The 14503-nt window shown below is 58.9% G+C and carries 12 protein-coding genes; 4 read left to right on the top strand and 8 right to left on the bottom strand.

All coding sequences use genetic code 11. From position 1 onward, the window contains the following. Positions 1 to 1479 carry a pyruvate kinase gene (gene pyk, locus AB5Y73_RS12260; protein WP_107683409.1) on the bottom strand — a complete coding sequence of 493 codons (1479 nt, stop codon included), beginning with the start codon at positions 1477 to 1479 and terminating at the stop codon, positions 1 to 3. Positions 1480 to 1551: 72 nt separating this feature from the next. Further along, positions 1552 to 2889 carry an MFS transporter gene (locus AB5Y73_RS12255; protein ID WP_100644745.1) on the bottom strand — a complete coding sequence of 446 codons (1338 nt, stop codon included), beginning with the start codon at positions 2887 to 2889 and terminating at the stop codon, positions 1552 to 1554. Positions 2890 to 3203: 314 nt separating this feature from the next. On the opposite strand from AB5Y73_RS12255, the gene AB5Y73_RS12250 reads away from it, so the two are divergent. From AB5Y73_RS12250 to AB5Y73_RS12235, 4 genes are all read left to right on the top strand, one after another. Then, positions 3204 to 4463 (top strand): ABC transporter substrate-binding protein, encoded by a 1260-nt coding sequence (locus AB5Y73_RS12250; RefSeq protein WP_162895421.1) that lies wholly within the window; start codon positions 3204 to 3206, stop codon positions 4461 to 4463. After that, complete coding sequence (locus AB5Y73_RS12245) at positions 4460 to 6868, top strand: ATP-binding protein (protein WP_107683408.1); 2409 nt, start codon at positions 4460 to 4462, stop codon at positions 6866 to 6868. The genes AB5Y73_RS12250 and AB5Y73_RS12245 overlap by 4 nt, the downstream gene beginning before the upstream one ends. Continuing rightward, a complete protein-coding gene (locus tag AB5Y73_RS12240; protein WP_107683407.1) occupies positions 6852 to 8129 on the top strand; it encodes a sigma-54 dependent transcriptional regulator in 1278 nt (425 codons plus the stop codon). Before AB5Y73_RS12245 ends, AB5Y73_RS12240 begins: the two co-directional genes overlap by 17 nt. 72 nt (positions 8130 to 8201) lie before the next feature. Next, positions 8202 to 8516 (top strand): hypothetical protein, encoded by a 315-nt coding sequence (locus AB5Y73_RS12235; RefSeq protein ID WP_107683453.1) that lies wholly within the window; start codon positions 8202 to 8204, stop codon positions 8514 to 8516. 75 nt (positions 8517 to 8591) lie between these two features. Here AB5Y73_RS12235 and AB5Y73_RS12230 read toward each other — a convergent pair whose 3' ends face one another. From AB5Y73_RS12230 to rpoZ, 6 genes are all read right to left on the bottom strand, one after another. Next, a complete protein-coding gene (locus tag AB5Y73_RS12230; RefSeq protein ID WP_005339262.1) occupies positions 8592 to 9407 on the bottom strand; it encodes a Cof-type HAD-IIB family hydrolase in 816 nt (271 codons plus the stop codon). An 89-nt stretch (positions 9408 to 9496) separates the two neighbouring features. After that, positions 9497 to 10537, bottom strand: a complete 1041-nt coding sequence (locus AB5Y73_RS12225; protein ID WP_107683406.1) for an alpha/beta fold hydrolase — start codon at positions 10535 to 10537, stop codon at positions 9497 to 9499. Further along, positions 10537 to 11196, bottom strand: coding sequence for a CatB-related O-acetyltransferase (locus AB5Y73_RS12220; RefSeq protein ID WP_107683405.1), 660 nt, complete (start codon positions 11194 to 11196; stop codon positions 10537 to 10539). The genes AB5Y73_RS12225 and AB5Y73_RS12220 overlap by 1 nt, the downstream gene beginning before the upstream one ends. Then, positions 11196 to 11927 (bottom strand): tRNA (guanosine(18)-2'-O)-methyltransferase TrmH, encoded by a 732-nt coding sequence (trmH, locus tag AB5Y73_RS12215; protein ID WP_021230464.1) that lies wholly within the window; start codon positions 11925 to 11927, stop codon positions 11196 to 11198. Before trmH ends, AB5Y73_RS12220 begins: the two co-directional genes overlap by 1 nt. Positions 11928 to 11971: 44 nt before the next feature. After that, entirely contained in the window at positions 11972 to 14089 is a 2118-nt protein-coding gene (spoT, locus tag AB5Y73_RS12210; RefSeq protein ID WP_005339255.1) for a bifunctional GTP diphosphokinase/guanosine-3',5'-bis pyrophosphate 3'-pyrophosphohydrolase, read from the bottom strand. A gap of 131 nt (positions 14090 to 14220) precedes the next feature. Beyond that, positions 14221 to 14496 carry a DNA-directed RNA polymerase subunit omega gene (rpoZ, locus tag AB5Y73_RS12205; RefSeq protein ID WP_005307060.1) on the bottom strand — a complete coding sequence of 92 codons (276 nt, stop codon included), beginning with the start codon at positions 14494 to 14496 and terminating at the stop codon, positions 14221 to 14223. Between the last annotated feature and the right edge of the window lie 7 nt (positions 14497 to 14503).

The raw sequence follows: 14503 nt of genomic DNA, 5'->3' as shown, positions 1-14503 counted from the left end.
TTAGAGGCAGGATAATTTCTGGCTGGACTGAACGTCGCGGTGCTTGCTGCCGAGCGGGATCAGGCGGCAGACATCCTCACTACCCGCACCCTCCAGCGAATCGAGCCGGTTAATCAGCAGAGATTGAATGCCATGTAGTTGATTGGCTTGCTCCAGCGTTGCTATCAGCTGCCGTGAGTCTCTCTCATCTTCCACTTCCTCTTCATAAAAGAGGGGGGTGACACCGCGCAGAATCGTCATCTGGTTGAGTAACATGGGTTTGTTGGACAGTGCCCAGATTGGATTGTTCAGGTTGCTGCGAGAGATAGCGGTGACTGCATCTCCCTGTGAGGTCAGCACCGCGATACCACAGGATTGATCGTGACTGAACGCAGCCGTCATTGCTGCCAGTGCCATGCAGTGGCTGGATTGATCGCTGTGATGGGACGCTTTCTGCCAGCGTGGTTGAATCGGGTCTATTTCACGTTCTGCTCCGTGTGCGATGCGAGCCATGGCTTCCACTGCCTCGACCGGATAGAGACCCGCCGCCGATTCGGCTGACAGCATGACGGCATCAGTACCGTCTATCACCGCATTTGCGATATCCAGCACCTCGGCTCGGGTTGGCATTGGGCTACTGATCATGGACTCCATCATCTGGGTGGCCGTGATGACCGGTCGGCCGAGCTGATGGCAACGTTTGATCAGCTTCTTTTGTACGCCGGGCAGTCTGGCATCGCCAATCTCTACCCCCAGATCTCCACGTGCCACCATGACGATGTCTGCGGCGCGAATAACCTCGTCCATCGCCTCGACCGAGGCCACCACTTCCGCTCGTTCTACCTTGGCGACGATGGCGGCATGACTGCCTGCGGCCCGGATCAGCGTTCTGGCCTCAACAAGATCGGCAGCACAACGAGGGAAGGAGACGGCGATAAAGTCGGCCTCGATCTGGCTGGCGGTCAATATATCGGCTCTGTCTTTGTTGGTGAGTGCCGGGGCGCTGAGCCCTCCACCCAGTACATTGATCCCCTTGCGGTCGGAGAGGGGGCCACCGATCTGCACCCGGGTGAAGATACTGTTTCCTTCGATATGCAGGACCTCAAGCTGGATCCGGCCATCATCCAGCAGCAGGATGTTGCCGCTGCGTACGTCGTTGATCAGCTCCGGGTAGTCGAGGCCGACGCGATCCTGATCGCCCGGTTGGTCACCTGGAGCCGCATCAAGGATAAAAGAGGCGCCAGGGGTCAGGGTGATGCTCCCTGTGGCAAAGCGGGCAATACGGATTTTTGGGCCTTGCAGGTCGGCCAGTATCCCGATATGGAGCCCCAGCCGGGCGGCGGTCATGCGGATCAGGCTGGCGGTGGCAATATGTTGCTCACCGCTGCCATGGGAGAAGTTCAGGCGAAACACATTGGCGCCAGCCTCCATCAGTTTTTCCACCATGTCGGCCGTTGAGCTCGCAGGGCCCAGAGTGGCAATGATTTTGGTTTTACGCATCGGAAACATCCCTTCTCGGATTTGTCAATGAAAAAAGGGTGGTCAATTGACCACCCTTTGTCTGTTACAAGATCAATATTCGACCACTTTTTTGGCGTTCCATACCGTCAAGGCGAGCAGCATGGAGACCACGGATGCGCCGAGCCAGAAATACTGGGCACTGCTGAAGTCATAGTGAGTGACACCATCGACCACGCTGGTTTTGATCAGGGCGGCGGAGACCAGCTCCTGACAGGAGGCTGCGATGTAGGAGCAGAGGCCGATAAAGCCCTTCACGGCACCCACGGCCGTTTTTGGCATCAGGTCACAGGCTGTCAGGCCCGCCAGGAACACGACCAGTCCCCCTATGGCATAACCTATCAGCGCCAGCGCAACGGCATCCATCATGCGGCTCTGCGGGCCCCAGAACATCAGGCACATACCGGCAATGTTGGCCAACCCGTAGAGCAGGGTCGGGATGTGACGGTTGGCGTTGAACATCTTGTCAGAGATGATGCCCGCCAGAATGGCGCCGAGGAAACCGGCGATGGGGTAGGCAGACATGGCAAAACCCGCATCGATCAGGTTGTACCCTTTCTGCTCTTGCAGATAGAGCACGGCCCAGGAGCTCATGGCGTAGCGAGACATATACATGCAGGCACAGGCGGCAGCGATCAGCCATACGGTCGGCTGTTTGAGCACAAACAGCTGGGCGCGACGGATCTCGGCTGGCTCGACCTTCTTGGTGATCTCCGGTTGTTCGCCGAAGGCAACGGCAGGTTCCGGCAGGGCATAGGTCTGCGGGCGATCTTTCAGCACCAGATACATACAGAGCGCGGCAGCTAGAGAGGCAAGACCGGCACCGATAAAGCCCGCTTTCCAGCCGAAGAAGCTGACGACGCTGGCGGTCAGGATCCAGGAGATGCCTTCACCGATGTTGCGCGAGCCGCCCCAGATGGAATAGACGGAGCCCCGCTGCTTGGGGGAGAACCACTGGAAGATGGAGACGCAGGATGGTGCGGAACCGACCGACTGGAACCAGCCGTTCAGACCCCACATCAGTACCAGGAAGAAGGTCGCGGTATTCATGCCCATCAGGATGGTACAGATAGAGGAGAGACCGAGCGACACCGACATGAAACGGCCAATGTTGGCGTAGTCGGAGAGGAAGCCGTTCGAGAATTTGCCTACGGCATAGGTAAACAGGAAGGCGGAGCCAATGACCCCCAGCTCTTCCAGCGTCACTATGCCGGCATCCAGCATGGGTTTCTTGACCACGTTCAAACTCATTCGAACGACGTAGAACATGGCGTAGCCGAGTACCAGGCCGAGGAATACCTGCCATTGGTACTTGCGGTAAATCGAGCGGATTTTATCGGGCGAGGCATCCATGACCGGAAGGTCTGCTCGCGTTTTGAAAAAGTTGAACATATTGTTCTCCGTGTATGTTGGGCAGCAAGGTTTCAGGGGAAGCTCTGTTAGCTGGGGCCATCATATGAAAGGAGAAAACAGGCGGGCAAAATGGCCGAAATGAGTCAACCTTGACTCAACCGTGTGGGTTTCATGGGGCGAAAATGACTTCTTTTGACTGTCCCGGTAACGAGCGATGAATAACAATAGGCTCCTGTAACAGGGAGGTGAGTCAAAACTGGCTCACCCCTGATGAAATGATTTTTACACCTTGTGTTGAATATTGGATGTACCGCACATAATCCGATAATTGCCAGCGAGCCGACAGAGAGACCATGCCCATATTTTGCCGACAGCTCCCGTTTTTGCTGGTCGCGATCCTGCTGCCTTTTACCCCTCTCCATGCCTCGACCCTGACGGTATTGACCTCCTTTTCGGAGGCGCCGGTCAAGGCGGTGATCGAGGGATTCTCCCGGCAATATCCGGCGGTCCGCGTTGAGGTCATCTATCGCCGGACGCTGCCCGCCTTGCGGCTGCTGACGGCAGATGATGCTCCCGGGGTCGACATCATCATGTCTTCATCCCCGACTTTTTTTCACACGCTGGATCAGGCGGGTTTGCTGGCCGGTTTATCGGCTGAAACAGTGCCTCCCGATTGGCTGACTCCCCATATGTTGGGGCTGGGCAACAAGGTGGCCGTGGTTGGATACTCGGGCAGCGGCATCATGTATAACCGCCGCTATCTGGACAAGTACCACCTGCCGGTACCGACCACCTGGCAACAGCTGGCTTCGCCACAGTTCATGGGGCATGTGATGATGAGCTCCCCTTCCCAGTCAGGTACGACCCATATGATGGTGGAGAGTGTCTTGCAGCAGTATGGCTGGGAGCAGGGATGGGCACTCCTGATGAGGCTCGGCAGCAACCTGTCGGCCATTACGGCCCGCAGTTTCGGGGTTAGCGACGGGGTGACTCGTGGTCTGGCCGGAGCCGGTCTGGTGATCGACAGCTATGCCCGCAACAGTCAGGCTCGTTTCGATCACGTTGGCTTCAATATCCTGCCTGATGCAGTGATCCTGCCTACCTATCTTGGCGTTGCTCGCAGCAGCGAGCATCCGGCCAATGCGGCCCGCTTCATCAAGTATCTGTTATCAGCCAAGGGGCAGGCCATTATCGCCACCCCGGGTATGGCCAAGGTGACGCTGAATCAACCCCGCCTTGCCAGCGAGGCCAAATATGTCACCGACAAAGATCTGCTGTACCGGCGCGCCGGTCTGCTCAAGGCGTTGTTCGAGCAGACCATTACCCAGCAGTTACCGCGGTTGAAGCTCACCTGGCAGGAGATCAACGGCGCGGATACCCGGGGTAATCCTGCCCGTGAACGCCTGCTGGAACAGGCAAGAGCCAAGGCCAGCACACCCCCTTTGAGTGAGCTGGAGGCTAGTGACCCGGCCCTGCTGGCGCAGTTTGACGGACTGTATGACCGGGATCAGAGCAATCCGCAAACCGAGAAGGTGATGCACCAGTGGCGCCAGGCTATGGAAGCTCGTCTTGGCGAGGCTCGCCTGCTGGTCGATCAGGCGGTCAAGCCATGATGGGCTGGGGTCGCTTGTTGCGCTTGCCGAGAAGTCTGGGCCGTCGTCTTATTCTCGCGTTTGTTTCCATTACGGTTCTGACCTGTGTCATGGGGATGGCGGCTTACATGGTGTGGGGTCGACTGGGGCAGCAGGTAAACCGGATTGTTGAAGAGAGCCTGCCGGCCATCGGCAGCGCCTATCAGCTGGAGCGGGCCAGCTCCCGTCTGTTGCTGCTATTGGCACAGTTGCGTGATACCCGGGATCCGGTGAAATACAGCCAGCTTTCTGCTGCGGTCTCCAGCACCCTGCTTGATATCCGCAACGCATATCCTCGGGGCAGTGAGGATGAGCGCTCACAGCAGCAGGCGTTCGCCGAACTGAACTTGCTGGTGGACAATCATGGTACTTACCTCAAGCGCCAGATCGATCATCTTGAGTCGTTGCAACAGTTACAGAAGCGAATCAACTGGCTGCATCAGGATTTGGTGGACGATGTGGCGCCCTTGTTGCAAGAGGTGGAGTGGCATCTCACCGGTATGGTCGGCAGCCAGGATGACATGGGGGAGTTCGGCTCCGTCATCAAGGAGTTCTCTGCCTTGCAAGACCTTACGTTCAAGGAGAATGAGCTGTTGGCGCTGGTTAACGAGGTGATTGCCCAGCGCAATCAGCAGGATCTGGAGAGTGCATTTCTGTTTATCGGCTACAAGATCGACGAGATGGATGAGCTGATCTCCCGCCTGGCCGAGTATCCTTCGACCGTGAGTTATCGCCAGATCCTGCAGGATATCGTGACGCTGGTGAAGCCGAACGGGCACCTTTACCTGTTGTTGCAAGCCGATGCGCAAACCCACCAACAGCTAACAGCACTGCGGCCACAGCTTGATAGCGCTGTCTCCCGCTACCATCAGCGGGTCTCTCTGATCGTGACCGAGGCGAACCGCTCTCTGAGTGCGCTCGGTCGCAACAGTAGCCAGATGGTGGCAACGGGCAAGCTGGTGATCCTGGTGGTGCTCGGACTTTCCGTCTTGATCAGCATCTTTGTGCTGGTGGTGCTGATTGGGCGCAGGTTGATTGGCCGACTCGATACCCTGGGGAAGGATCTTGCCCGGGTTGCGGAAGGTCAGATGGATGCGGTGGTCAGAACGCAAGGCCGGGACGAGATCGGTCTGCTGGGGGAGAGCCTGCGCCACTTCTGTCAGCAGATGCAGCAAATGGAGAAGGCCAATGCCCTCAACCTCATCAATAACACCCAGGCCTGCTTAATTACCTGTCATCCCGATGGCACCATAGAGTCGGTCAACCCCAGTGCCTTGACCCTGTTTCAGCAGACAGTGATCAAACCGGAACAACCTCTGTGGCAGGTATTCCCCGATGATGCCAAGGCCATGCTGGCTGCCCAGTTCGAGCCTGGGCAGCAACTGCTCACGCTGGGCTACAGTGAGTGCACCATTGCCACCGGCGCTGACAGTCAGCCCCGTTTCCTGCACTTCAACCTGCGCCGGTTCGAGCAGGGGCGTGGACACAGGTTCATTATCACCATCACGGATGTGACCCGGCAGGAGATAACGGCCCGAGAGTTGGGGTCGCTGGTGGCTGAGCGTACCCGGGAGCTGACAGAAAAAAACCGGCTGCTTGCCGCAGAGGTGGTGCAGCGGCAACAGGCAGAACACAACTTGCTGCAGGCGCAGGATGAGCTGATCCAGGCGGCCAAGATGGCCGTGGTGGGGCAGGCGATGACCAGTCTGGCCCATGAACTCAATCAGCCGCTGTCAGCCATGATGACCTACCTCTATACCAGCCGTGCGGCGCTGGATGCCGGTCACTACCACTCTCTGGGCATCGATCTTGGCAAGGTCGAGAAACTGAGCCAGCGCATGCATCGCATCATTACCGCCTTGCGCAATTTTGCCCGTAAATCGCCCACCCCCGATACCCGCATCCGGCTCGATCCGAAAGAGTTGGCCGATCAGGCGCTGTTGCTGCTAGAAACCCGTGCGAAGCGCGATAGCTGCCAGTTGCACAACGAGCTGCCGGATGGCCTGTGGATTGAGGCTGATCCCGTGCTGGTTGAACAGGTATTGGTCAATCTGCTGGTCAACGGGATGGATGCCATCGCCGGACGGGATCTGCGCCAGATCCGTCTGCTGTGTCTCGCACAGGAGGGCGGGTCGCTGCGGGTCGGGATTGCCGACAGTGGACCCGGATTTGGGGAGGCCATCCTGCCCAAACTTTTTACCCCCTTTACCACCTCCAAAGAGGTGGGATTGGGGCTGGGACTGACCATCTGTCGCTCCCTGCTGGCGCGCTGCGGGGCGGATATCTTGCTGGGCTCCACGTTGGAGAGGGGGGCCATGGTTATAGTGGAATTTGCCGGGGGGCGTGAGCCACCGAAGGAGATGAAAAGCGATGCTGTTACCCCATAATCGTCAGGCCAATGTGTTGCTGGTGGACGACGATGAGGACGTGTTGGAGTCCTATTGCCACCTGTTGCGCCTATCCGGCTACCAGCCTAGGGCAACCACCTCTCCCCATGAGGCGTTGGCATTGTTGTCACAGCAATGGCCGGGGGTGGTCGTGTCCGATATCTATATGCCCGCCATGAACGGCATGGAGCTGCTGGACCAGGTGCTGGAGATCGATGGCGATCTGCCGGTCATCATGATCACTGGGCACGGCGATATCCCTTTGGCGGTGCGGGCAGTCAAGCTGGGGGCCTTCGATTTTCTGGAAAAACCGCTTAATCCCCAGTCGTTGCTCGATCTGCTGGAGCGGGCCTGCGCGCAACGCAGTGCGATCATGACCCAGCGCAGTGAGATCCGGGCGACGGTTGAGGATGAGTTGATCGGTACCAGTCCGCAACTGGTCGCTATCCGCCAGCAGATCAACCAGTTGGCACAGACCGACAAGGATCTGATGCTGGAGGGGGCGCCGGGGTCCGGCCGCTACACACTGGCGCAGTTGTTACACCGGATCAGCGCACGCAAGGCGCATCCATTCCACCTTCATGATTGTACGTCAGCGTGCTCCCTGAGCGAGATCCAGGCCAGCTTGATCAAGGCGGAACAGGGGACGCTGGTGCTGCAATCACCGGCAAGGCTGACGGCAGAGTGCCAGCGCTGGCTGGGCAACCATCTGCTGGAGCAGGAGCGGCGGGGAGAGAAGTTACTGCGTACCATCGCCCTGTTTGAGGAGTCTCCCGAGGCGCTGGTTGAGCAACAACTACTGATGCCCCAGCTCTACTACTTTCTTTCCCAGGTGAGACTCAAACTGCCGAGGCTGGTTGAGCGAAGCTGCGACATCATTCCCCTTTTTCGCCATTTTTTGCGAGAAGGGTGCAAGCGGATAGGCAAGACGGTGCCAGCAGTGGATCGCGCCTATCTGGAGACTCTCAAGCGCCATCAGTGGCCCGGCAATATTCGCGAGTTGAGAAACGTGGCCGAACTCTATGCGGTCGGGATCATCAAGCTGGCGGGCTCTGAGCGGGCCATCCCCGGCGCGAATGCCAAGGAGCCGCTGGACGATTTGGTCGACGAGTTTGAACGGCGGGTGATTGAGGACACCCTGTTCCTCTTTTCTGGCCGGGTGACCGAGGCGGCCAGCTACCTTGGCATTCCCCGCAAGAAGCTCTATCTGCGGATGAAGAAGCACGGGCTCGACAAGGATCAGTTCAAGCCTGGTAGCTGATGGCGGTTGCGGGTGACGCATTCATTGATCCTGACCGATAATGATGCAGTCCTGATTGAGCGGGAGTGGATCATGAGATGTCCAAGTTGCATGAGTGAGGCGGTGGACAAGGTTGAGGATGAACGGGTCGGCAGGGCCTGTGCCATGGGATGTGGTGCTGCGGGTGGCTACGCTTGTGCCGCGACCTTTGCCAAGCTGGGAGCCGGTTGGGGGGCCTCTTTGGGCAGTCTTGGCACGCCAGTCGGCGCTATCGCCGGCGCTGTGGGTGGCGCATTGCTGGGCGGGGCGACCGGAGGCTGGCTGGGTCTGTTGCTTGGCCGTTCCATCGATCGGCAGATTTCACGGGAATATTGCTGCACGGCCTGTGATTACCGTTTCAAGCGGTGAGCACGCCAACTTCGGCACAGTGACAGTCATGGATACCACACCGGGTATCCATGTTGATCTGCTTCTGGCCTGAACTCAGGCTGCGCTGACGCTCTCCAGCTCGAACAGCTTCTCCAGATAGACGGCGACGCCATCTTCGTCAGAGGTGAGGGTCTGCTCATACTCCGGCAGTGCCATTTTCAGGCGGTCATGGGCGTTGCCCATAACGATGCCGCGTCCCACCATGGTCAACATCTCGAAGTCGTTCATGCCATCGCCGAAGGCGATCGCCTCCGACATGTCGAACCCGTTCTGCTCCAGCACGGCACGCACAGCATTGCCCTTGTGCACCCCGGCGTGCATCACTTCGAGACAGTCCGGCAGGGAGAAGGTGACGTTGAGCTGATCGCCGTAGCGTTGGTTGAGGTGTGCCTCGATCTTCAGCAGCTTCTCGTGGTCGCCGATGTAGAACACCTTGTTGATCTGCTCTTTCGGTTCCTGTTTCAGGTCATCGACCAGACGGTAGGTGAACCCTGACTCGTCGTGGAACTGCAGCAGCCAGGGCAGCTCCTCTTCCACCACCCAATCATCACCCTGATAGACATTGAGGTGGATAGAGGGGTCGCGCTCCAGCGCAATCAGTTCGGCGGCGATCTCGGTCGGCAGCGGCTGGTTGAAAATCAGCTGATCCTGTTTGTCATGGACCACGGCGCCATTGGAGGTAATGAGGTAGATGTCCATCCCCAGCGCATCGCGGAAGCTGCGAACGTCAACGTGATGACGGCCGGTGGCGACCACGAATTTCACACCTTGTTCTACCAGGCGGTGCAGGGTATCCCGGGTACGGGGAGAGATCTGGTGCTGCTTGTTGAGCAGAGTGCCATCGAGATCGGATACAACTACCTTGAACATCATTACCTCGGCATCAATTGAAAACAGGGGCAGTTTACCTTAGCCCGTACTGTCACCCCATTTATTTAGGGTTACAAAAAATAGCCAGCTCAGAAGCGGGCGAAAAAGTCGACCACCGCGGTCAGGGCGGGCTGGCGCTTGTCATCGGATTCGATAAACAGCTCGTGCCAGGCACCCTCGATGCGCAGTGGTTTGCCCCCTTCACACTTGGCAATGGTGCAGAAGCGATCCTGAGCGGCATTGTCCACCACACTGTCGTCGCCAGCCTGCAGCACCAGCAGCGGCGTCTTGATGGCGCCCGCATCGGCGATGGCGGCATCGGCACCGGTGATCCCCTGATAAATCCAGTGGGCGGTCGCGCCACCCAGCTTGATCTGCGGGTGCTGCTCGTAGATTTGGCGGAACGCCTGATAACGGGACTGGCTGTGAGTCAGCCCGTTATCGGCAAAGCCGTGATCCTGATAGGTGCTCTGACCCGGCCCATAGGGTGGTTCGCCAAACCAGCCGCCGACCGTGCCTATGGTGCTAGCCAATCCCTTGGCCAGCCACTTGGGCAGACCGCCGAGATTGATGCCCAGCATGGGGGAGGAGAGCACGGCCGCCTTGATATCATCGGGCCAGCGCTCCAGATAGCGGGCCGAGATGGCACCGCCCATGGAGTGGGCCAGCAGGAACAGCTTGGCAGGTTGATCCACCATGATTATCTGGTCGTGAAACTGCTTGAGATCGACCACATAATCGTCGAACTGGTCGACATATCCCTTCTGCGGGTCATCCAGCATCCGATCGGACATCCCCTGACCGCGATGGTCGATGAGATAGAGGCTGTAGCCCTGACGCCAGAGATCCCACGCCAGCTCCTGATACTTGAGGTAGCTCTCGACCCGGCCATTGACGATGAGGATGGCGCGATCAACCTTCTCCTGCCGCAGCGCAGCATAGCGTATTGTCACCCCATCCTTGCCCTTGAACTCCCCTTCAACCGCATGCTGGCGCCAGAAGTCGGGCAGGGTTTGCTGGTAGAGGCTGGGTACATCGGCTTCGCTGGTGAGCTGATAGGTATTGGTCACGGCAAGGGCTCCGGCAGAAAACAGGGTCAGGGCCAACAGGGAAAGAGAGAGGGGTTTCATCAGGCACACTCCTGTTGCCAATGGTGATAAAGGGCGGTGATATCCCCCGAGCAGAGCAGCTCCATGCTGGCTTGCAAGCGGGGCAGGGGCCAGTCCCACCACTGCATCTCTTGCAGCATGAGGATCTGCTCATCACTGAAGCGACGGCGGATCGGTTGGGCCGGGTTGCCGCCGACTATGGCGTAAGGGGCCACATCTTTGGTTACCACGGCGCGGGTGGCGATGACGGCGCCGTCACCTATGGTGATGCCGGGCATGATCATCGCTTCCGAGCCGATCCAGACATCGTTGCCAATCCGGGTGTCCCCCTTGCGCTGAAAGCCGCTGCGGGCCCCTTCGCCAAAGGTGTCGGGGTTGAACGGGAAGGTGGAGACCCAATCCAGCCGGTGGCCCTGATTGCCCGCCAGCATGAAGGTGGCGCCCGAGCCGATGGAGCAGAATTTTCCGATGATCAGCCGATCCACCTCGCCCCAGAGGCCGCTCTCCCAGGTGTCGCGGGTCGAGCCATCACCGAGCAGGTAGCGGACGCAGTGATCCTCGAACGGCTTGCCGTGGTAATAGCCGGAGTAATAGCTGTAGTCGCCGGCCGCTATGTTCGGGTTGGTCAGGTGATCCCGAATGATTTGCGACTCCAGCCAGCTGCCAAAAGGGTTCTCCATCACTCCTCCTGCGGATCGTCCTGTTCGCTCTGCTGCGCCCACCCTTTGCGGGTCAGCTGCATCCGTTGCCACCACTCTTCGTCCGCCAGAATTTCACCGGCCGGGCCGAGCTGGGGGTAGGGCATCTCTTTCTCTTTGCAGAGCTGGGCATAGATAGGATAACCCCCCTCGAACAGGATGCTGTTCTGTTCTTCCAACGTGAGCGGGCAGCCGCGTTGATAGCAACCGGCCAGCTCGCGCTGGCGCTGCGCCTCGTAGAGGATGGCGGCGGCAGCCACCGAGACGTTGAGAGACTGCACCATGCCCACCATGGGGATGACGATATGGTGATCGGCCAGGGCCAGCGCCTCTTCACCGATGCCGTGCTTTTCCTGACCCACCAGAATGGCAGTCGGTTTGGTGTAGTCGATGGCGCGAAAATCGACCGAGCTGTCAGAGAGATGGGTCGCCAGGATCTGCATGCCGGAGGCTTTCAGCTCGGCAACGGCTGTGCCGATATCCGGGTGCAGTTTTACATCCACCCAGTTCTGGCTGCCGCGGGCGGTGCCCTTGCGCTTGTGGATCCAAGTTTTGGGCCAGACGGCGTGTACCCGGTGGATGCCGATGGCATCGGCGGTACGCACGATGGCGGCCAGATTGTGAGGTTTGTGTACCTCTTCCATACAGACGGTCAAATCGAGCTGACGCTGGGCCAGCATGTCGGTGATGCGCTTGAAGCGTTCGGGGGTCATGGCTTGTCTCAATAAAAGCAGCAGGCGGCTTGCGCCGCCTGTGTTCAGTTCTTCTGTCGGCTCACCTTGAGCACGTTGGGCATCACGCGGATCTTGCGCATGATGTTGGCCAGGTGGATGCGGCTCTTGGTGGTGATGAGCAGGCTGACCTGATAGACCCGGCCATCCTTCTCTTCGGTGCTGATGGCGTGAATATTGGCGCCGGTGGCGGCAATCACGTTGGCCAGCTCGGCCAGCGCACCCTGATGGTTGACGATCTCGATGCTGATGCCGGTGCGGAACTCCTGTTCCTGCTCCTTGTCCACTTCCCACTGCACCGGCAGGTACTTGTCCGGCTCCTTGCTGTAGCCCTTGATGTTGCGACAGGCTTCCTGATGGATCACCAGACCCTTGCCCGGGCTGATGTGGGCGATGATGGCATCTCCCGGGATCGGACGGCAGCAGTTGGCGAAGGTGACCAGCATGCCATCGGCACCCTTGATCGGCATCTTCTTGCTGCTGGTTTTGGGCTGCTCTTCCGGCGGCAGTTCATCCCCCAGCATGCGGCGCGCCACCATGACGCTCATGGCGTTGCCAAGGCCCACATCGGCCAGCAGCCCCTGCAGGTTCTCATGCTTGGTATCGGCGAGCACCTGCTTGATGCGCGGCTCGGGGATGTCTTCGATATTCTTGGCGCCCAGCGCATGGTTGAGCAGGCGGCGACCCAGCACCACCGACTCTTCGGTACGCAGGTTCTTGAGGAACTGGCGGATCTTGGAGCGTGCCTTGGTGGTCACCACGAAGTTGAGCCAGGCCGCGTTGGGGCGAGCCCCCGGCGCAGTGATGATCTCCACCGTCTGACCCGAGTGCAGCGGGCTGCTGAGCGGGTAGGGGTGGCGGTCGACCCGTGAACCAACGCAGGCGTGGCCAATGTCGGTGTGCACCGTGTAGGCAAAATCCACCGGCGTGGCGCCAGCGGGCAGCTCCATGATGCGTCCTTCCGGCGTGAATACGTAGATCTCGTCGGGGAAGAGGTCGGTTTTGACCCCTTCGATAAATTCAAACGAGCTGCCGGCGCTCTGTTGCAATTCCAGCAGGCTTTGCATCCAGCGCTGGGCGCGGATCTGGGCCGTGGTGCCCGAGCTGTCGCCATCCTGCTTGTAGGCCCAGTGGGCGGCAACCCCTTTGTCGGCCATCTGATCCATGAACTCGGTGCGGATCTGCACCTCCACCGGTACCCCGTGCGGCCCCACCAGCGAGGTGTGCAGCGACTGGTAACCGTTGGTCTTGGGGATGGCGATGTAATCCTTGAAGCGGCCGGGGCGAGGCTTGTAGAGGCTATGCATCTGCCCCAGCACCCGGTAACAGGTATCTATGTCCTTCACTTTTACTCGAAAGGCGTAGATATCCATTACCTCATGAAATTGCAGCTCTTTTTTCTCCATCTTGTTGTAGATGGAGAAGAGGTTTTTCTCGCGGCCACTGACCTGATGCTCGATTCCTGCCTCTTTTAGACGACCGCTGATTTCGCTCTGGATGGAGTCGATGATCTCGCGGCGATTGCCACGGGCGCGGCGCACCGATTCGCGCAACACGCGGGATCGCATCGGATAGAGCGCCTCGAAACCCAGCTCTTCCAGCTCGTTCTTCATGGTGTGAATACCGAGGCGGTTGGCGATGGGGGCGAAGATTTCGAGGGTTTCCCGGGCGATGCGGCGGCGTTTGTCAGGGCGCAGGGAACCCAGAGTGCGCATGTTGTGGGTGCGGTCGGCCAGCTTGATCAGAATGACCCGGATATCCTGGGTCATTGCCATCACCATCTTGCGGAAGTTCTCGGCCTGCGCCTCTTTGCGATCGCGAAACTTCAGCTTGTCGAGCTTGGAGACCCCGGCCACCAGCTCGGCAACGGCATTGCCAAACTGTTCAGCCAGATCGGCCTTGGTGACAGAGGTATCTTCGATGACGTCGTGCAGTACGGCGGCCATCAGGGTTTCATGATCGAGGCGCATGTCACCCAGGATCCGGGCAACGGCAACAGGGTGGGTGATGTAGGGTTCGCCACTGGAACGCATCTGGCCCTGGTGGGCATCACGGGCCACCACATAGGCTTGCTTGAGCTTCTCAACCTGCTCTGGCGGCAGGTAGGAACTGGCTATTTCTTTAAGGTTTTCAAATAAATACAAGACAGTCCCCGCAGCGGTGAAACGGCAATTCGTGGAATTGAGGGTATAGCCCTGAGTTTGCGAGGTTTTCGAGCGGTTGTAAATGGGGATGAACAGTCGGCACCCGGGCGGGTGCCAACCGGAGGAATAACTTAACCGCGGCCTTCAGCGATGGCAGCAACGGCAGCCAGCTCGGCGGCTTCCTGCTCTTGCTGTTCGTAGCGGTCCTGGGTGTCCATCACTTGATTGTTCACCAGACCCAGCTCGATCTCACGCAGGGCGATCACAGTCGGCTTGTCGTTCTCTTCGTCGACCAGGGGATCTTTGCCTTGTACCGCGATTTGACGAGCGCGGCGCGCGGCGACCAGCACCAGGTCAAAACGGTTACCTACCTGTTTTACAGCATCTTCTACAGTAACGCGTGCCATGCAGGAC

The sequence above is a fragment of the Aeromonas sp. s7(2024) genome (genome assembly GCF_040907825.1).
GTDB lineage: Bacteria > Pseudomonadota > Gammaproteobacteria > Enterobacterales > Aeromonadaceae > Aeromonas > Aeromonas veronii.
Note: the sequence above shows the minus strand (reverse complement) of the source record. Positions and strands in the feature narration are given on the sequence as shown.

Excerpts from the sequence above, each read along its gene's own strand:
- AB5Y73_RS12245 (WP_107683408.1), top strand. The coding sequence starts at position 4,460 with ATGATGGGCTGGGGTCGCTTGTTGCGCTTGCCGAGAAGTCTGGGCCGT.
- AB5Y73_RS12240 (WP_107683407.1), top strand. The coding sequence starts at position 6,852 with ATGCTGTTACCCCATAATCGTCAGGCCAATGTGTTGCTGGTGGACGAC.
- AB5Y73_RS12220 (WP_107683405.1), bottom strand. The coding sequence starts at position 11,196 with ATGGAGAACCCTTTTGGCAGCTGGCTGGAGTCGCAAATCATTCGGGAT.
- AB5Y73_RS12255 (WP_100644745.1), bottom strand. The coding sequence starts at position 2,889 with ATGTTCAACTTTTTCAAAACGCGAGCAGACCTTCCGGTCATGGATGCC.
- pyk (WP_107683409.1), bottom strand. The coding sequence starts at position 1,479 with ATGCGTAAAACCAAAATCATTGCCACTCTGGGCCCTGCGAGCTCAACG.
- AB5Y73_RS12225 (WP_107683406.1), bottom strand. The coding sequence starts at position 10,537 with ATGAAACCCCTCTCTCTTTCCCTGTTGGCCCTGACCCTGTTTTCTGCC.
- AB5Y73_RS12235 (WP_107683453.1), top strand. The coding sequence starts at position 8,202 with ATGAGATGTCCAAGTTGCATGAGTGAGGCGGTGGACAAGGTTGAGGAT.
- AB5Y73_RS12250 (WP_162895421.1), top strand. The coding sequence starts at position 3,204 with ATGCCCATATTTTGCCGACAGCTCCCGTTTTTGCTGGTCGCGATCCTG.
- rpoZ (WP_005307060.1), bottom strand. The coding sequence starts at position 14,496 with ATGGCACGCGTTACTGTAGAAGATGCTGTAAAACAGGTAGGTAACCGT.
- trmH (WP_021230464.1), bottom strand. The coding sequence starts at position 11,927 with ATGACCCCCGAACGCTTCAAGCGCATCACCGACATGCTGGCCCAGCGT.
- AB5Y73_RS12230 (WP_005339262.1), bottom strand. The coding sequence starts at position 9,407 with ATGTTCAAGGTAGTTGTATCCGATCTCGATGGCACTCTGCTCAACAAG.